Genomic DNA, 17,960 nt, shown 5'->3' with positions numbered 1-17,960 from the left:
GGCTTATCCCCTGCGTTTCTCGAAGCCGGCCATGAAGTCGATGAGCGCATCGACGGCCGCCTCGGGTACGGCGTTGTAGAGGCTCGCCCGCATGCCGCCGACGCTACGATGCCCCTTGAGGTTGAGCAGCCCGGCCTCTTCGGCTTCGGCCAGGAACGGCTTGTCGAGACGCTCATCGGCGAGTACGAAGGGTACGTTCATGCGCGAGCGATTACGCGGCGCGATGGGGTTGGAATAGAAACCGCTGGCATCGATGGCCGCGTAGAGCTTGGCCGCCTTGCGCGCATTAATGTTTGCCATGGCGTCGAGCCCGCCGATGTCGTGCTTGAGCCACTGGAACACCAGCCCCGCCAGATACCAGGCGTAGGTGGGCGGGGTATTGACCATGGAGCCCGCCTCGGCCACGGCCTGGTAGTCGAACAGGCTGGGGATGCGCTCGCAGCGGCGGTCGAGCAGCTCGTCGCGCACCAGCACCAGGGTGAGCCCGGCAGGGCCAATGTTCTTCTGCGCCCCGGCATAGATCACACCAAAGCGCGACACATCCAGTGGCTCGGCCAGAATGCTCGAGGAGTAGTCGCACACCAGCGGCACGCCGACGTCGGGGATATAGTCGAACTCCAGCCCGCCGATGGTTTCGTTGGCGGTGTAGTGCAGGTAGGCGGCATCCGCGGTGAGCGCGATATCCGCCTGGGTCGGCACTTGCGTGTGGCCGCTGAGCTCGCTGCTGCCCGCGGTATGCACCGAGAACCCCAGTTGTTTCGCTTCCGCCAGCGCCTTCTTGCCCCAGATGCCGGTATACAGGAAGTTGGCCGTACCGCCCCGCCCCAGCAGGTTCATCGGCACCATGGAGAACTGCAGGCTGGCGCCACCCTGCAGGAACAACACCTTGTAGTTTTCGGGCACGGCGAGCAGCTCGCGCAGGTCGGCTTCGGCCTGCTCGGCAATGGCGACGAACTCCGGCGAGCGGTGGCTCATCTCCATCACCGAGAGCCCGCGGCCCTGATAATCGAGCAGCTCTTCCCTTGCGCGTTCCAGTACCGGGGTGGGCAGCGCCGCGGGACCGGCGCAGAAGTTATAGTGGCGTGTCATCAGCGTGGTGTTCCGTCTCAGCTCAAGCATTGTTACTGAACCGACACGCGATGAGCTGATCCGTCGACAAGTCTCGCGAGGGCGCTGTGAACCCGTCCCTGGGCGCTACTTTTGCCATCCATGGCAAAAGACCCTCGCTATGACTTGTCCCCGGCGCTCATCGCTCGGCTTGGTGGCAAGCCTTATTCGTCGTTCTGGCTTTCGTCTACGCCGCCGTTTTCGTCCGCGTCCGGCCCGCTCTGCCGCTCGGCTTGCGGCGCATCTTCCGACGCGTTCTCGGCACCGTTCTCAGGCTCGATCTCCGCGTCGGTCTCACTCTCCGCTTCGGGCTCGTCGATACGCACGGTCTTGACCAGCTTCTCGTCGTTGCCCAGGCGGATCAGCATCACGCCCTGCGTATTGCGCGAGGTGATCGAGACCTCATCGACGCGGGTACGCACCAGGGTGCCCCGGTCGGTGATCAGCATCATCTCGTCGGCGGAGTAGACCTGCATGGCGGCAACCAGGGAGCCGTTGCGCTCGCTGGTCTGCATGGCGATGACACCCTGACCGCCGCGGCCGCGCAGCGGGAACTCCTCGAGCCGGGTGCGCTTGCCGTAGCCGTTCTCGGAGGCAGTGAGAATGTAGATCTGGCCGCCGTTGCCGTTCTCCAGCGCGGCGCCCTTCTCGCCTTCCGTCTCGCTGTCGGCGTCGGCGTCAGCGTCGATCTGCTGGCTCTGGGGAATGATGAGGCTGATCACCTCGGCATCGCCCAGTAGCTTCATGCCGCGTACGCCGCGGGCGGTACGACCCATGGCGCGTACGTTCGACTCTTCGAAGCGGATCGCCTTGCCATTGGACGACAGCATCATGACATGGTCGTTGCCGGAAGTGATGGCAGCTCCCACCAGGCGGTCGCCTTCTTCGATGTCGATGGCGATCAGGCCGACGCTGCGCGGGCGCGAGAACTGGTCAAGGCTGGTGCGCTTGACCGTGCCCTTGGCAGTAGCGAAGAAGATGTAGCAGTCAGGGCTATAGTCCTTCACCGGCATGATGGCGTTGATCGACTCGCCCTCGTCCAGCGGCAGCAGGTTGACCAGCGGCTTGCCACGCGAGCCGCGGCTGGCCGCTGGCATCTCGTAGACCTTGAGCCAGTAAACCTTGCCCTTATTGGAGAACAGCAGCACGGTGTCGTGGGTGGAAGCCACCAGCAAGTGCTCGATGACGTCCTCGTCCTTCATGCTGGTCGCCGACTTGCCGCGACCACCGCGGCGCTGGGCCTGGTAGTCGGAGAGCGGCTGGGTCTTGGCGTAACCGGTGCGCGACACCGTGACCACCATGTCCTCTTCGGCGATCAGATCCTCGATGGAAAGGTCGAGATGGCTGGCCTGGATCTCGGTGCGGCGCGGGTCGCCGAACTGCTCACGCACGGCGAGGAGTTCTTCGCGGATCACTTCGAGCAGGCGCTCGCTGGATGCGAGGATGGCCATCAGCTCGGCGATCTTCTCCAGGATGCCGAGGTACTCGTCGAGCAGCTTCTCGGTCTCGAGGCCGGTCAGGCGATGCAGGCGCAGCTCGAGGATGGCCTGGGCCTGGGCCGGCGAGAGACGATATTCGCTGCCGGTGGGGTTGAGGCCGAAGCCCTCCTCCAGATCCTCGGGCTTGCACGAAGTGGCGCCGGCACGCTCCAGCATGGCGGTGACCTGGCCGGGCGGCCACACCTTGTCGAGCAGCTTTTCTTTAGCCTCGGCGGCGCTCGGCGAGGCCTTGATCAGTTCGATCACCTCGTCGATGTTGGAGATGGCCACGGCCAGGCCTTCGAGGATATGGCCGCGCTCGCGAGCCTTCTTCAGCTCGTACAGGGTGCGCCGGGTGACCACTTCGCGGCGGTGACGGATGAAGGCCTCGAGCACTTCCTTGAGGTTGAGGATCTTGGGCTGGCCGTCCTCGATGGCGACCATGTTGATGCCGAAGACGTTCTGCAACTGGGTCTGGGCGAAGAGGTTATTGATCACTACCTCGCCGGATTCGCCGCGCTTGACCTCGATCACCACGCGCAGACCGTCCTTGTCGGACTCGTCGCGCAGTTCGGCGATGCCTTCGATCTTCTTTTCCTTGACCAACTCGGCGATCTTCTCGATCAGCCGCGCCTTGTTCACCTGGTACGGCAGTTCGGTGACGATGATGTGGTCGCGGCCGGTCTTGTCGTCATGCTCGATGGTGTGGCGGGCACGTACGTAGATGCGCCCACGGCCGGTACGGTAGGCCTCGAGAATGCCGGCGCGACCGTTGATGATGCCCGCAGTGGGGAAATCGGGGCCGGTGATGTACTCCATCAGGTCGTCGACGGTCAGGGTGTAGTCGTCGATCAGTGCCAGGCAGCCATCGATCACCTCGCCCATGTTGTGCGGCGGAATGTTGGTGGCCATACCCACGGCAATGCCCGAGGAGCCGTTGATCAGCAGGTTGGGCACCTTGGTCGGCAGCACCTCGGGAATACGCTCGGTGCCGTCGTAGTTGTCGACCCAATCGACGGTGTCCTTGTCGAGGTCGGCCAGCAGCTCGTGGGCAAGCTTGGCCATGCGCACCTCGGTGTAACGCATGGCTGCGGCGCTGTCGCCGTCGATGGAGCCGAAGTTGCCCTGGCCGTCGACCAGTACGTGGCGCATGGAGAAGTCCTGCGCCATGCGCACGATGGTGTCGTAGACCGCGCTGTCACCGTGAGGGTGGTACTTACCGATGACATCGCCCACGACACGGGCCGACTTCTTGTAGGGCTTGTTCCAGTCGTTGCCGAGCTCGTGCATGGCGAACAGTACACGCCGATGCACCGGCTTGAGACCATCGCGCACGTCCGGCAGCGCACGGCCGATGATCACGCTCATCGCGTAGTCGAGGTAGGACTGCTTCAGCTCGTCCTCGATGTTGACTGGCAGAATCTCTCTGGCGATGTCACCCATGGGTCGTCGAATCCTTTGCGCTACAACGATTTGGTGCGCTCTTCAAGCCAAGCCGTGGCCGAGGCGTGGCGCGCCATTACAGCCTGCCATCATACCACTCCGGACGGCACAAAGGCAGCTTGAGGTAATGCCGTCCAGCAACCCCGCAGGGCTTTAGGCATTCGCAACGCATTCGCAACGGTAGCCATCCCGACTCTGGTGGGCTAGGTTGTGTCGATGGACGCGTTTCCCCCCAGCCGCCATGACCATGGTCCCGTGTAGAAGCCCAATGCAAAGACTCCTGCTAATTGCCCTTACCGCTCTGCTCGTCGGGTTGCCGATATCGGCCTCCCAGGCGGTCGAGGATGGCTTGCAGGGTTCCGCCAAGGCGCTGGCCGGACTCGCCCACCACGACGGCTCCCCGTCGTTGTCGTCGCCCAATGCGGATACCGAGGATACCGGTTCGGTATCGCTCATCACTCTCGGCGCCGAGCCCCCCGCACGCCTCAGCGTTTCACCCAGCGGCTCGGCGCTCGCCTGCCGTCAGGTCACGCTACCCCCCGCACGCGCTCCACCGTACTGCCTCTGAACGCCAAGCTCCGAATCCTGGCTCGTATCGAGCCGTCATTTCGGTCGCTGCGCATCCGTTGGATGCCGGCGCCTTCAGAGGTTTGCCAAATGAAAACACTCCCTCTCTCCCGACTCGACACCGCCGACCACTTGGTCACTCCCCAAGCGTTCTCCGATATCGATGAACACTCCCCCGCGCTGAGCCTGATGACCGACTTCCGCCAGCATTGGCCCCATGCCGTCAGCGCCTCGGCTCCCGCCCTGGAGGCGGCCAGGCAGATGGTGGCGGAGGGCCTGAGCGGCAAGCTGGTGGTCGATCGTCAGCGTGAACTGGTCGGCGTGCTGACCTTGGAGCGGCTCTCGGAACAGAACATTCTGGTGGCCTTGCATCGTCTCGGAGTCGACCGCGACAGTCTCACTGCCAGCGACCTGATGCAGCCCCGGGCCGCCATGCCCGTCCTGGACTACGATGTCCTGGCGAGTGCTACCGTCGCCGACCTGGTGGTCACGCTCCGCGAGGCCGGCGAACCCTACTGCCTGGTGAGGGACGGCGAGCATCATATTCGCGGACTGATCTCCGTGGATGAACTTTCCGAACGACTGCATCGTCGTCTCTCACTCAAGCCCAAGGCTTCCATCATGGAAGCGCTGAAGGCCTGATCTAGGTTCTTACGAAAACTGTCTGCGCTCGCCGACTTTTCGTACAAACCTAGCAAGACGATGGCGGCCGGTTGGCCGCCATCATTCTTCTCTCGGCATTGGCTTCTCCCGGCATTTAAACAATCGTTTGCTTGAAGTTAATTTGAATGACTAGAATCAAAAACACTATTTCTGCCGCCACCCACACAAGCGAGTAAGGAGTACCGGATGGACCCCCGCATCTCCCGCACCACCCTACGCGTACGTGGCTATCACCTCGACGGCTATGGCCACGTCAACAACACCCGCTACCTGGAGTTTCTCGAAGAGGGACGTTGGGCCTACTTTGACGAGCACTCCGACCTGAGCGCCCCGCTCCAACAAGCCGGCATCGCTCTCGTCGCCGTCAACATCAACATCGATTACTGCGCCGCCGCCGTGGCTGGTGACGATCTCGAGATCCGCAGCCGCCTATCTGCCATCGGCACCCGCAGCGGGAAGATGATCCAGGAAATCCATCGCCTCGGCGACGATACCCTGATCAGCCAAGCCACCCTCACCTTCGTGTTGCTCGATATGCGCTCCAACCAACCCCAGCCCATCGACGGCCCTCTGCGCGACAAGCTCCTTTCCCTGGTGCTGGAGTAAGAACACTCAACGCCGACCCAAGCAAATCTTGGCCCCATTCCCCTTACTCCCTGAGCCTCGAACGAGCGTTCGTGTGAGTCATGGATCCACAACGCCACTGGCACCCCCGCTCGCCCTTCGCCATAATATGCGTCCTTTCGCTCAGGGAATTGCGCTATGTGGTTCAAGCACTTGCACCTTTACCGCCTGCACGAGGCAGCGGCGATTCCGGCCGCCGACCTGGAAGCGACCCTGGCCGAGCAGGCGGTCCGCACTCCCGGCAGCCAGGAGGCCAAGCGCGTGGGCTGGTGCTCACCCGCCGGTCGCGCCGGCACCGCGTTGCTGCACGAACTGCAAGGGCAGCGGCTGCTGACCATGCTGCGCCATGAGCGGCTGCTGCCAGCCGGCGTGGTGCGCGAGGAGGTAGAAGAACGTAGCGCCGAGATCGAAGCCCGCGAGGGCCGCAAGCTGCGCCGCCAGGAGAAGCAGGAACTCAAGGAGCAGGTCTACGAGGAACTGCTGCCGCGTGCCTTCATCCGCAGCCAGAAGGTCGACCTCTGGTGGGATACCCGGCGCAGCCTGATCGCCGTGAACAGCAGCTCACGCAAGCGCGCCGAAGAAGCTCTCGACCTGTTGCGCGAGACGCTGGGCAGCCTGAAGGTGACGCCACTGGCCACCCAGACCCTGCCCATGCGCGCCATGACCCAGTGGCTTGCCGACGAGAGCTCGCGCCCGGCGAACCTGCAGCTCGGCGACCAGGTCGAGCTCAAGGCCAAGGGCGACGACGGTGTGCTGCGCGCACGCCAGGTGGACCTGGATAGCGACGAAATCCAGCAGTTGCTTGCCGCGGGCCGGCAGGCCAGCCGTATGGGGATCGAGATCGAAGGCCGCCTTGGCTATGTGCTGCACGACGATTTGACGCTGAAATCCCTGCGGTTCAGTGACGCACTGATCGACGAAGCCGGTCAGACAGAGGACGATGGTGATGCCATCGTGCGTCTTGAGGCCGATTTCCTACTAATGGCCCAGGCGCTGGCCGAAGAGGTAGAAAGACTGATCGACTGGCTGGGTGGCGAAGCCAACCAGGCTACCAACCAGGCCACATGACCGAACCGGCAACCAAGAAGAACCGATGACCGATACCCTGACAGGCACGACTGCAACGGATCCCTGGGCCGACATCCGCCCCTACCGGGATGACGAGGTGGCCGCGGTACTGGCCAATCTGGCCAGCAACCGCGAACTGCTCGATGCCTTGACACGCTACCGTCTGCCGCGGCTGAGCAGAACGCTGCCATGGCTGGCGCGCGCGCTGGCTTCCCATGTCATTCGCCGGGAGACTCGCGGCGTCACCAGCGTGCGCGATTTCCAGATGCGCGTGGCCTATTACATGGCCCGCATGATCCGTACCTCGACCGACGACTTTCGCGTTGAAGGGTTGGAGAACCTGCGCCCGGACACCGCGTACCTCTTCATCGGCAACCATCGCGACATCTCGCTGGATCCGGCATTCGTCAACTACGCCCTGCACCAGGCGGGGCGCGATACGGTGCGCATCGCCATCGGCGACAATCTGTTGAAGAAGCCTTATGTGACCGACCTGATGCGGCTCAACAAGAGTTTCATCGTGCCGCGTGCGCTGCGCGGCAAGCGTGCCATGCTGGCCGCCTACCAGAACCTCTCGAGCTATATTCGTCACTCAATCATCGATGACAATCATTCGATCTGGATGGCACAGCGCGAAGGCCGCGCCAAGGATGGGATCGACCGCACCGACCCGGCCATCATCAAGATGTTGACCATGGCACGCCGTCAGGAAGAGCGTAACGCTCCGATCGGCGACGCCATTGCCGAGCTGCGCATGGTGCCGGTCTCGATCAGCTACGAGTACGATCCCTGCGACCTGCAGAAGGCACGCGAACTGCACGCCATTCACAGCCAGGGGCGCTACGAGAAGAGCAAATACGAAGACATCCAGTCCATCGTGGCCGGTATTACGGGCCACAAGGGGCGCGTGGAGCTACGCTTTGGAGAACCGCTGGGCACCGGTTTCGACACGCCGGAAGCCGTGGCCGCCGAAATCGACCGCCAGGTGATCGACGGCTATCATCTGTTCCCGACCCATTACCTGGCCCTGGAAGCCCTGGGCGATGCGCCGGAACTCCTGGACATGAGCGAGGTCAGCGATGTCGACCGGGCACACTTCCAGGCACGCCTGAACGAAGTGCCCGCGGAGTTGCGCACCTGGTGGCTGGCACAATATGCCAATCCGGTACGTAACAAGGCCGAGCGGCTCACTGACAGCGAGATTCCTTCAGCCAGATGAACGCAACATCACCGCCACCGATCCCAGACACTCTCAGTCGCAAGGCCCAAGCCCGCGAAGCGCATCGGGTCACGCTGATCGGTGCCGTCATCGATTGTGTGATCGGTGTACTCAAGATCGTGGCCGGCTGGCTGGTCGGCTCCGCGGCACTGATCGCGGATGGCATCCACTCCTTCTCCGATCTGGTGACGGACGTTTTCGTGCTGGCGGCGACCCATTTCGGCCGACAGGCACCGGACAGCGATCACCCCTACGGTCACGGCCGCATCGAGACGTTGGCCACACTGTGGCTGGGCAGCGTGCTGATCTTCGTGGCCGGGGGCATTGCCTGGGCCAGCCTCTCCCGCCTGCTTGCCGGCAACCCCATTCCTGCCCCCGGCATCTGGGCCATCGGCGTGGCCGTGCTGTCCCTGGCCGCCAAGGAGTGGATCTTCCGTTACACGATGGTAGTGGCCAAGCGGATACGTTCGCGGCTGCTCGAGGCCAACGCGTGGCATTCACGCTCGGACGCGCTCTCCACCGGGGTAGTGCTGGTGGGCCTGATAGCCGCCCAGTTCGGCGCCGGCTGGGTCGATGCGCTCGCCGCCATCGTGGTGGGCATCATGGTCGGCCAGGTGGGCTGGAAACTGTTGTGGGAGTCGGGGCGCGAGCTGATCGATACCGCCCTGCCTGAAGCCGATCAGCAGAAGATGAAGTCCGTCGCGGAATCGATACCCGGCGTCGACAGCGTGCACGACCTGCGTACCCGTTCGGTCGGCAGCCATGTCGTGCTCGACCTGCATATCGTGGTGGCACCGCGCTTGACGGTTTCCGAAGCACACGAGATCGGCAATGCGGTAAGCCGCAAGCTGCGTGAGGCCTATCCTGAACTGGCCGACGTGACCTTCCATATCGACCCCGAGGACGACTCGGACCAGATCGAACACAGCCTGCGCCCGGGGCTGCCGCTGCGCCAAGACGTGGAAAACATGCTCGACGAAGCCTGGCAGGAATGTAGCGTATGGCAGGACCGTGTCGCCCTCGACCTGCACTACTTGGCCGAGCAGATCGATATTTCCGTCTACGTCAGGGAACTGCCGGCTGGCCAGACCCTCGATACCGCCGCCAAGGAGTTGCGCGACGCCTCGCACGAGCTGACTTGGGTGAGGCGGTTGAGGGTGTGGCAGGGGCCCGGCAAAGGCTAAGAAAACACTGCACAATGGCTGCGCGAGCGAATCACTGCGTTGCGCGGTGCCGAAGCGTCGAACCGTCAGAATCCTCACATATACCCCATATGCTCCGGTTCTTGTGCTCCGTGCGCCTTGTGCTTCATCTCGCTCGCCGATTGCGCAATATTTCCCTAGACATCACCCGAAAACTGGCTGCGCTTGGTCATGCGGCATCCGTTGGATGTCCTGCCTATCGTATGACCTTCCTCCTCCTCTATACTCGCCCCATGGCTTACATTCTTTAACACTCTTACGGCGCACTAGATGACGCGACGCCCTGCCCCTCATGGCTGCAGCTGCAACTCCAGTCGCCGCCGCTTTCTGGCCGGCCTGGGCGGGTTGTTACTGGCCGCGGGGCTGGGGCTTTCACCGATGCCGCTAGAAGCGCGCATCGATCGCGCCAGATTACGCAACAGCATGCAGCGTCTTTACGGCAGCTCTGGGCTCGCCATTCTCGAGGAGTGGTTCACTCTGCTCGACCGCCTGCAGGGTGCAGAACTCGATACCCAACTACGAGAGGTCAACGACTTCTTCAACCGCCGCGTGCGCTGGGTCGATGACATTCACAACTGGGGCGCCGAGGATCACTGGGCCACGCCTCTGGAGACCATGGGTCAGCGTCAGGGCGACTGCGAGGATTATTCGATCGCCAAGTACGTGACGCTCAAGGAACTGGGCGTGCCGGGTTCCCGGCTGCGCATGATCTACGTTCGCGCCCGTATCGGGCGCAGCCAGATCACCCAGGCCCACATGGTACTGGGCTACTACGAGACACCTTCCGCCGTACCGCTGGTGCTCGACAACCTGGTGCCTTCCATTACGCCCGCTACCCAGCGAACCGACCTCGATCCCGTATTCAGCTTCAACAGCGCAGGCCTGTGGGCCGGAAGTTCCAGCCAGTCGCGGGCAGACCCGGTGGCCCGGCTGTCGCGCTGGCGAAGCGTGATCGAGCGCATGGAGCAGCAGGGATTCCTGTGATGATGGCGACGACCGGCAGGCAAACGACCATAGCGACACCATACGCGCAATCGGACGAGCAAGGACGTCCATTCCCAGGGGGAACGAAGACATGTCACTGATCAAGCAGCTCTGGTTGACCATTGCGGTTCTGCTGCTGCTGGCCTTCGTGGGCAGTCTGCTCATTGGGGTGACGAGCAGTCGTCACTACATCGAGCAGGAAGTACGCATCAAGAACAACGACAACGCCAATGCCTTGGCGCTCTCGATGAGCCAGATGGAGAAGGACCCCGTCATTCTCGAGCTGCTGCTAGCGGCCCAGTTCGATACCGGCCATTACCAGCATATCGCGCTTCGCGATCCTCAGGGTGAGCTCATCGAACAGCGTGTTGCCTCCGAGCATATCGACGATGTGCCGGACTGGTTCGTGAATCTGGTGCGTTTCGAAGTGCCGCCCGGCCGGGCCGTGGTTCAGGATGGCTGGCAGCAGTACGGCACCCTGGAGCTGGCCAGCCAGCACAGCTTCGCCTACCGCTCGCTGTGGCGCAGCACCCTGGAGCTGACCGGCTGGTTCGCCATCGCCGGCGCCATCAGCCTGCTGCTGGCGGCCTGGATCGTACGCACCATTCGTCGCCCGCTGCGTGACGTGGTGAGCCAGGCTCAGGCCATCGGCCAGCGGCGCTTCATGGTGGCCAACGAGCCGCGTACACGCGAACTGCGTGAGGTGGTCCAGGCGATGAATCAGCTTTCCCAGGCGGTACGCCATATGCTCGGCGAGGAGAGCGACAAGCTCGATCAGCTGCGCCGGCGCATGCAGCACGACCCAGTGACCGACACGCTCACGCGCGCGCCCTTCCTCGATCAGTTGCAGGCGCACCTGAAGAGCGAGAAAGACGATGCCAGCGGTACCCTGGCGATGGTGCGTGTCGCCCGCCTGGCCGAACTCAACCAGCAGCTCGGCCACGCGGCAACCGATACGCTGCTGGTGAGGATCGCTCGTCGCTTGGATCAGTTGGCGAACCTGTACGGATACGGCACGGTGGGGCGCCTCAACGGCAGCGATTTTGCCCTGATACTGCCACGCCACTACGACCTCGAAGCACTCGGCAACGACCTGGCCGAGCGGCTGCACAACCTGGGTGAAGAGTTCGGAGCTACCGTGTCGCTGCCCTCCGCACTGTGTCAGTACAGCCAGGGCGAGAGCCGGGCCGAGCTGCTGGCCAGTCTCGACGGCGCACTGGCGGCGGCGGAAGCCCGCGGCGCCAACGCGCAGGAAGTCGTCGATCTGCCCGCCAGCAGCGTGCTCTACACGCGCCATGACGAATGGCGTCAGGCGCTCGCGGAAGCGCTGGAGCAAGGTATCTCCCTGGCGCATTATCCCGTGCTCGACAGCAAGGGGCAGTTGATCCACTTCGAGGTGCCGTCGCGCCTGCGCTTGAAAGGAGAATGGCGTCCGGCCGGGGTCTTCTTACCCTGGATCTCGCGCCTGGCCATGGCGCCGACCCTCGACCTGGCCGTCGTTTCGGCGGCACTGGCCGATGTCGAATCCAGCGGCAAGGCGGTAGCCATCAACCTCTCAGCGGAGTCGCTGGTCGACGGGCACTTCGTCGGCGAGCTGCTGGCTCGCATTCAGGCCCACCAGGGCATTGCCGACAAGCTGTGGTTCGAGCTGCCCCAATCCGTCGCGTTGCAGCAGCCCCAGGCGCTGCGTACGCTCTGCCACGCCCTGCTGGGCCTGGGCTGCAAGGTCGGCCTGGAGCATGTCGGCACTCAGTTCGGCAAGATCGAGGGGCTGCAGGACCTGGGCCTGAGCTTCATGAAGATCGATGGGGCGCTGAGCCAGGAGGTGGAAAGCCGCAGCGATCAGCAGAGCCTGCTGCGAGGCATGGCAACGCTGGCGCACTCACTCGGAATTCTCACCCTTGCCGAAGGCGTGGAGAGCCGGGATGCGGCGCAAGTGCTGTTCGAGCTGGGGCTGGACGGGGTGACGGGCCCGGGCATTCGGCATCGCGAAGGCAACGACGCAGGAGACGCCTGAAAGCACGAGGCCGGCGGTCTGCCGGCCTCGTGATTTCGTAGACTGGACTCAGATTATCTCGTTGTCACCGTCGGACATCAGGCCAATGCTGTTCCTGCGCTTACGCAGCGACTGGCGGGAAAGCAGCTTCTGCTGAGCTGGCTCGGGCAGATCGGTGAAGCTGAATACGCCCTTGTCCATCAAGAGATAGATCAGGTCATCGAGCACCCGTACGAACGCCAGATCCGACTGGTGAAACTCATCGGTGAGGTGCGCGGGATCACGCCCAAGGAACGCCAGCAGTTCGGGAGAGTCGCTCGCAATCGGCTCGTCGCAGTCCGTCAGCGCTTCCCGGCTGACCCGCTCGATCTCGCCGCTGACGTCTCGCTTGATGTACAACACATTCAGCCTCCTCGAGTGCAATCACACCGGACATCTCTCTGCCTGATGTTACCGCAGCCAGCGAAGGCGTGTCTCGATGCGTGCCACGCTCGGCCAGAACATCCCGGCGGCGATCAGATCACGCTATCGTCGTCGAGCAACTCGACGCAATTGGCCCGCTGCCGCAACGACTGGCGAGCCATCAGCTTTTCCTGAGCAGCTGACGGTAGATCAGTGAAGCTGATCGCCCCTCTGTCCATCAGCAACTCGATCACGTCTTCCAGCACACGCACGAACTCAAGGTCCGAGCGGCGCAGCGCTGCTTGCTGGGCCGCCTCGTCGCTGCCGATGAACGCCAGCAATTCGGGCGAGTTCGGCTCGATGAACTCCTTGCAGTCGGCTGTCGTCTCACGGCTTAGCTGCTCGATTTCACCGCTTTCGTTTCGTTTGACGTACATACCACCCTCCTTCTCCGCGCACCAGGCCCGGGGGCGCTTCCCATACTTATTGTTAAAAAAGCCCCGCTCAAAGAAGACAGGCGGGGCTCGTGATGTGTTGCGAAACGTGGTTATTGATCGATCTGCAGCTGCCCACTGTCGATCATCTTGCTAATCAAGTCGCCACTGTTACCCGCTTCAGCACCGAAATCACCGAACGACTTGCCTTCCAGACGAATGATCTGATCAGCATTGTCCTTGTTGCCAGCCAGACTACCGTCCGAACTGATATACAGCACGGTATCGTCACCGTCTTCTTCGGCGAAGACATACTTGCCAATGCTGCCTTCATCCTCCCCTTGCAGCAGGTCGGCCAGATCCAGCGTGTTGTTGCCATTGGCAAAGTCGGCCACCACGTCATTGGCTGGCGCCTCCGTGGTTCCCTGGTCACCGAAGTTCCACTTGAAGACATCGTCACCCTCACCGCCGGTGAGAACGTCACTTCCCGCGCCGCCGACGATGATGTCATTGCCCATGGTTCCATCGAGCGTCTCACCGGCATCAGTGCCCCAAATTACGCTCTCGGTATTGCTGTCCAGGCGAATCTTGAGCGTTGCCGTCTCGGAGTCGCCGTTGGCATTCACCACTTGGTAAGTGAACTGCTCGACACTGCCCAGGCTCTCGAGGGATGGATTCGCCGTGTAGGAGTATGATCCATCCGGGTTCAAGGTCAGAGTGCCGTACTGGCCGGCGATCGTCGTCCCCTCCGCAACCTCCTCGAAGGCCCCATCCTTGTCAATCTCGAGCCAGGTATCGTTGCTACCGAGTGAAACGCCCTCCTCGGCGAACAGGTTACCCTCCACAGGCCAGGACTCGGGCACTTGAGAGTAGGTCACTAAGTTGATATTGCTGGCTGAAGCTTCGCCTCTTGCAAGCCAAGGTCCGAACCCAGAGCCTGAAGTAGTGATTTCCAGTCGATAAGTGCCTTCCTCTACCTGTATGTCTACCGAACCATCGGAGCTCCTGCTGCCGCTACCGATTTCCTGACCATTCTCATCGATAAGCGTCCAGGAAACCGAGCTACTTCCAGTCACACTGACCGTGAAACTGACCTGCCCGGTTTCACCACTGCCTATGGTGAACTCCTCGCTGCTAGTGGTAGAGCGAGATCCTCCAAACACACCAGCTGTACTGGAGACATTGCCCATGACGGGCTCTGGATCGCTTTCTTGATCGACCAGGTCGATAAAGGCGTCATTGCTGCTATCCACCAACTCGATGGGGGCGCTGACTGCCGTGAACTCCAAGTCGATCTGGCTGGTGATCCGGTCGCCGTCTGCATCGGTCAGGGTGTAGCTGAGGCCCCCCTCCGATAGAGAGCCATCTGTCTTGAGCTTTTCACGCCCTGCTGTCGACAGGGTGTATTCGTAGGACACCTTGCCGTCGATGACCGTCACGCTAAGCGTTCCGTACTCGCCCACGATCTCCGCTTTTCCGCTGGCATCCGGCTCGACTTCCTGGCCGTCGGCCCCGGTGAAGGTAATCGGCGCGTGTTCATCATCTTCATCGGCGGGGCCATCCGCCCCCCAGCTAACGTCGAATTCACCCTCCGAATCAACCAGGTCATCACCCACATAGCTCACCGAGGCGAACAGGTCATAGTCAGTCGACTCGGTTTCCACCGTACGCACCTGGGTAACCAGATTTCCGTCCTTATCCTTGAAACCTGGTATATCGAACTTGTAACCGGCGGCCTCTAGCTGCTCAAGCACGCCCTGATCGGTGATCTTCACACTCTCGATCGTCACGATATCGTCGTTATCGGGATGGTCATCTGGATATGCATTGTTGGGCGTTTCCTCGTGATCCAGCACCACCTCGACCGGAATGTTGTAGACCACGCCGTTCAGCATCACCTCAACGGTCAGCTCAAGGGTAACACCATTAATCGCAGTACCAGACGAAATCGGTTGGTTTACATGGGTGAAGGTACCCAAACTGACCGGCTCGCCTGAGACGGCACTGGCCTCGATATCCACCGTAGAGGCATACTCGAATTTGTATCCCGAGCCGTTATTGAAGTTGGTGCCGCCCCAAACGATGCCTGTTCCATTGGGTATCAGGTGGTTGACAACGCTTGAACTTCCACCTTGGGCGTTTTTCCAGGTTCCTGAAATGTCAGTGACTTGGAAATCGTCAATGACGATCTCATTCTCGCCATCGGTGACATCCTGCTCCACTGGAGTGTCATCGATCACTTTAATGTCCAAGCTGGACTCGGCCTTCTCACCAAAGAGGTCTTCCAACGTGATATCGAATGCCTTGATCTCGGAATTTGTTCCTCCACCCAGCTCGTGGTCAATGGCACTATTGAGCGTGAACTCATAGTGCAATGTGCCACCGGTAAGAGAACCATCGAAGCCGGTCAGCGTCAGCGTATTGCCGCTCTCCAGCTCGATAACGACAGGCTCACCTTCCAGCGCCTGCAGGTCATCGAGGGAGAACTCCTCCCCTTCGATGGTGAGCATCTTGATGCCACCTTCGGCGCTAAGATGAATGACACCATTCTGGGTTAGCTCACCCTCGCCTTCGGCCGAGCCGTTCTCTAGGAACTTCTCGTTCACCACGAGCGGAGTATCATCGAGATCCAGAGACGGCGGCTGAGCTTCGCCGGGCTCCATCTTGATGGTAAGCGTCGCATCAGCCTTGTCACCATCGTTGTCGATGATGGTGAAGTCGATCTTCTCATCTCCGACGTGGGGGCCGATCTGCTCCGGCGGCTCATAGGTGTAAGCCCCGGTCTGCATATTGAGCGTAAAGGTGCCGCCCTGCTCGGTCACGACAGTCAGTTCATTGGTCGCCGGATCGAACTCGCCGCCACCCGTTACCTCACCTTCCCCAGGGTCGTAGGTGTAAGTCTTACCATCCACAGTGATGCTGAGGATATAGCCACCGTCCGCGCCGAAGTCGATATCCAGGTGATGGCTCACCGGCTCAGGGGCGAGGGAGGTCAGCAGGTCCTCCAAGGCATCGAAGTCGATATCGAGATGCAGCAGATCGTCATGATCCTCTCCGGTCAGACCGTTGTAGGCAATCTCCAGCAGATGCTCTGCCGTCGGGTTGTCGCCCATGCCAATGGCGTAGGAGAGTATGTCATTCTCATCAAGGAATGCCGCCCAGGCATCCAGCACGGACTCGGGCACGGGATCTGGCTCAGTTCCCCACCATCCCGCTGCTTTTAGGGGTTCACCATCGGTCAGGAAGTAGGAGTGGTTAAGCACATCATCTTCGTCGACCCGGCCATCGTAATGATCCATGATACTATTCAAGGCATCGGTGTAGTTCGTGTACTGGGTACCTCCTGGGTTAGTGTCCGGAATACCATTGATCATGTCCATGGCATCCTCAATGCTCATCCAGCCACCGTTAGAAGCATTGGTACCAAACTGGATAATCTGAACCTTGACCTCACCATCACCGGCTGTCTCAAGGGCGTCGGCATAGCGTTGTAGCAATGCAATTGCCGCAGCTTTCTGTTGGGGCATGACGTTACCACCACCAGTCACACCATACATGCTGCTGGAGATATCCAGAGCCAACGAGACGTTGGCATAGAACGGCGGGACTTCCAGAGCCTCCAGCTCGACGGTGGAGTCTTCCACCATCGGTACCGCATCTGTGAAGTTCACGACACCATCCGAGCCACCCAGGTCGGCCGAGACATCAACCGTCACAGCGTCGCCATCACCATCGGTGACCGTCGCCACCGCATTCAGAGTCACGCTGTCCTCCGGCAGACCCACCAAGTCCTTGCCCTGCTCCGGATGATCGATCACGGCGCTTTGGGTCAGGGTGACCTCGCCGTTCTCGTCAACGCTGAGACGGAACACCTCGGTGCCATCGGCCATACCCACGACGTCACCGCCATCCATCGTCAGCTTGATATCGACGCCTTGGCTCTGCAGCCCCGTCTCCTCGTTCTCGATCTTCAGGGCGTAGTGACCAATCTCGATGCCACCCTCGCCGTCGGCGCCATAGCTAGGCGTCACGGCAGCGAGGAAGGCCGCTTTGACATTGGCACTGTCAACGTCACCACCTTCTTTGACGGCCTTGCGGTCAAAGGTGGTCAGATCGAGTTCACTCAAGTCGACCACAGCGACTTCTGCTGTCGGCATGTCGTCAACGATGGTGATGCTGTCACCCAGATCGGCACTCAGGCTGTCGCTGACCGTATCGCCGTCACCGTCGGTCACGGTGACCGTGGCGTCCACGCTCACCAGACCAACCGGCAGGGAGAGGCTGTCCTTGCCCTGCGCGGCATGATCCAGCGGGGCGGACTGGGTCACGGTGACCTCGCCGGTGATGGCATCGATCTCGATACGCAGTACTTCGCCCGCCTCGGTGCTGCCGATGATGACGCCGTCCACCTCAGTGAAGGCGATGGCTTCGCCGCCACTGGTCAGGCCGTGCTCGAGAGCGGTATCCACGCTCAGGGCGTAGGCGATGTCGATGCTGCCCGCACCGTCGGCGCCGTAGCTCGACGTTACGGCATCCTCGAAGGCCGCCGCTACGTTGCCGGTGGCCTTCGAGGTGCCACCATCGGTCTGCTTGTCGTAGAGCTTGAAGGTCACGTCGTCCAGGTCGACCGCGTCCAGTTCCAGCGTCGGGACGTCGTCAACGATGGTGATGCTGTCACCCAGATCGGCACTCAGGCTGTCGCTGACCGTATCGCCGTCACCGTCGGTCACGGTGACCGTGGCGTCCACGCTCACCAGACCAACCGGCAGGGAG

At 61.7% G+C, this 17,960-nt stretch carries 13 protein-coding genes; 8 read left to right on the top strand and 5 right to left on the bottom strand.

The features are described from left to right. Positions 1-3: 3 nt before the first annotated feature. The gene (gene serC / locus HOP51_RS01960; protein WP_234272269.1) at positions 4-1,089 is read right to left on the bottom strand and encodes a 3-phosphoserine/phosphohydroxythreonine transaminase; all 1,086 of its coding nucleotides are present in this window, start codon (positions 1,087-1,089) and stop codon (positions 4-6) included. A gap of 182 nt (positions 1,090-1,271) precedes the next feature. Next, positions 1,272-4,028, bottom strand: a complete 2,757-nt coding sequence (gyrA, locus tag HOP51_RS01955) for a DNA gyrase subunit A (protein ID WP_234272268.1) — start codon at positions 4,026-4,028, stop codon at positions 1,272-1,274. Between the two features lie 268 nt (positions 4,029-4,296). Between gyrA and HOP51_RS01950 the strand changes: the two genes are divergently transcribed. The 8 genes from HOP51_RS01950 (at position 4,297) to HOP51_RS01915 (ending at position 12,372) form a co-directional block, all read left to right on the top strand. Further along, positions 4,297-4,596, top strand: coding sequence for a hypothetical protein (locus tag HOP51_RS01950; RefSeq protein ID WP_234272267.1), 300 nt, complete (start codon positions 4,297-4,299; stop codon positions 4,594-4,596). 89 nt (positions 4,597-4,685) lie between these two features. Next, positions 4,686-5,237, top strand: a complete 552-nt coding sequence (locus HOP51_RS01945; protein ID WP_234272266.1) for a CBS domain-containing protein — start codon at positions 4,686-4,688, stop codon at positions 5,235-5,237. A gap of 207 nt (positions 5,238-5,444) precedes the next feature. Then, positions 5,445-5,864 carry an acyl-CoA thioesterase gene (locus HOP51_RS01940; protein WP_234272265.1) on the top strand — a complete coding sequence of 140 codons (420 nt, stop codon included), beginning with the start codon at positions 5,445-5,447 and terminating at the stop codon, positions 5,862-5,864. Between the two features lie 156 nt (positions 5,865-6,020). Further along, a complete protein-coding gene (locus HOP51_RS01935; protein WP_234272264.1) occupies positions 6,021-6,950 on the top strand; it encodes a recombination-associated protein RdgC in 930 nt (309 codons plus the stop codon). 25 nt (positions 6,951-6,975) lie between these two features. Beyond that, a complete protein-coding gene (locus HOP51_RS01930) occupies positions 6,976-8,169 on the top strand; it encodes a 1-acyl-sn-glycerol-3-phosphate acyltransferase (protein WP_234272263.1) in 1,194 nt (397 codons plus the stop codon). Next, positions 8,166-9,353 carry a cation diffusion facilitator family transporter gene (locus HOP51_RS01925; RefSeq protein ID WP_234272262.1) on the top strand — a complete coding sequence of 396 codons (1,188 nt, stop codon included), beginning with the start codon at positions 8,166-8,168 and terminating at the stop codon, positions 9,351-9,353. The genes HOP51_RS01930 and HOP51_RS01925 overlap by 4 nt, the downstream gene beginning before the upstream one ends. A 288-nt stretch (positions 9,354-9,641) precedes the next feature. After that, positions 9,642-10,355 carry a transglutaminase-like cysteine peptidase gene (locus tag HOP51_RS01920; RefSeq protein ID WP_234272261.1) on the top strand — a complete coding sequence of 238 codons (714 nt, stop codon included), beginning with the start codon at positions 9,642-9,644 and terminating at the stop codon, positions 10,353-10,355. Positions 10,356-10,446: 91 nt separating this feature from the next. Then, complete coding sequence (locus HOP51_RS01915) at positions 10,447-12,372, top strand: EAL domain-containing protein (protein WP_234272260.1); 1,926 nt, start codon at positions 10,447-10,449, stop codon at positions 12,370-12,372. Between the two features lie 48 nt (positions 12,373-12,420). Here the strand turns inward: HOP51_RS01915 and HOP51_RS01910 are convergent, their stop codons facing one another. The 3 genes from HOP51_RS01910 to HOP51_RS01900 form a co-directional block, all read right to left on the bottom strand. Continuing rightward, the gene (locus HOP51_RS01910; protein WP_234272259.1) at positions 12,421-12,753 is read right to left on the bottom strand and encodes a tryptophan synthase subunit beta like protein; all 333 of its coding nucleotides are present in this window, start codon (positions 12,751-12,753) and stop codon (positions 12,421-12,423) included. 113 nt (positions 12,754-12,866) lie between these two features. Then, positions 12,867-13,190: a tryptophan synthase subunit beta like protein gene (locus HOP51_RS01905; RefSeq protein WP_234272258.1), complete on the bottom strand. Its 324-nt coding sequence runs from the start codon at positions 13,188-13,190 to the stop codon at positions 12,867-12,869. A 110-nt stretch (positions 13,191-13,300) separates the two neighbouring features. Continuing rightward, positions 13,301-17,941: a BapA/Bap/LapF family large adhesin gene (locus tag HOP51_RS01900; RefSeq protein ID WP_234272257.1), complete on the bottom strand. Its 4,641-nt coding sequence runs from the start codon at positions 17,939-17,941 to the stop codon at positions 13,301-13,303. Positions 17,942-17,960: the final 19 nt, after the last annotated feature.

Origin of the sequence: Billgrantia zhangzhouensis (assembly GCF_021404465.1) — a bacterium.
GTDB classification, from domain to species: domain Bacteria; phylum Pseudomonadota; class Gammaproteobacteria; order Pseudomonadales; family Halomonadaceae; genus Halomonas; species Halomonas zhangzhouensis.
The sequence above is the reverse complement of the archived record's forward strand: the minus strand, read 5'-3'. Positions and strand labels throughout refer to the sequence as shown.

What these genes read in the sequence shown, in the direction of transcription:
- serC (WP_234272269.1), bottom strand. Translation starts at nt 1,089, where the DNA reads ATGACACGCCACTATAACTTCTGCGCCGGTCCCGCGGCGCTGCCCACC.
- gyrA (WP_234272268.1), bottom strand. Translation starts at nt 4,028, where the DNA reads ATGGGTGACATCGCCAGAGAGATTCTGCCAGTCAACATCGAGGACGAG.
- HOP51_RS01950 (WP_234272267.1), top strand. Translation starts at nt 4,297, where the DNA reads ATGCAAAGACTCCTGCTAATTGCCCTTACCGCTCTGCTCGTCGGGTTG.
- HOP51_RS01945 (WP_234272266.1), top strand. Translation starts at nt 4,686, where the DNA reads ATGAAAACACTCCCTCTCTCCCGACTCGACACCGCCGACCACTTGGTC.
- HOP51_RS01940 (WP_234272265.1), top strand. Translation starts at nt 5,445, where the DNA reads ATGGACCCCCGCATCTCCCGCACCACCCTACGCGTACGTGGCTATCAC.
- HOP51_RS01935 (WP_234272264.1), top strand. Translation starts at nt 6,021, where the DNA reads ATGTGGTTCAAGCACTTGCACCTTTACCGCCTGCACGAGGCAGCGGCG.
- HOP51_RS01930 (WP_234272263.1), top strand. Translation starts at nt 6,976, where the DNA reads ATGACCGATACCCTGACAGGCACGACTGCAACGGATCCCTGGGCCGAC.
- HOP51_RS01925 (WP_234272262.1), top strand. Translation starts at nt 8,166, where the DNA reads ATGAACGCAACATCACCGCCACCGATCCCAGACACTCTCAGTCGCAAG.
- HOP51_RS01920 (WP_234272261.1), top strand. Translation starts at nt 9,642, where the DNA reads ATGACGCGACGCCCTGCCCCTCATGGCTGCAGCTGCAACTCCAGTCGC.
- HOP51_RS01915 (WP_234272260.1), top strand. Translation starts at nt 10,447, where the DNA reads ATGTCACTGATCAAGCAGCTCTGGTTGACCATTGCGGTTCTGCTGCTG.
- HOP51_RS01905 (WP_234272258.1), bottom strand. Translation starts at nt 13,190, where the DNA reads ATGTACGTCAAACGAAACGAAAGCGGTGAAATCGAGCAGCTAAGCCGT.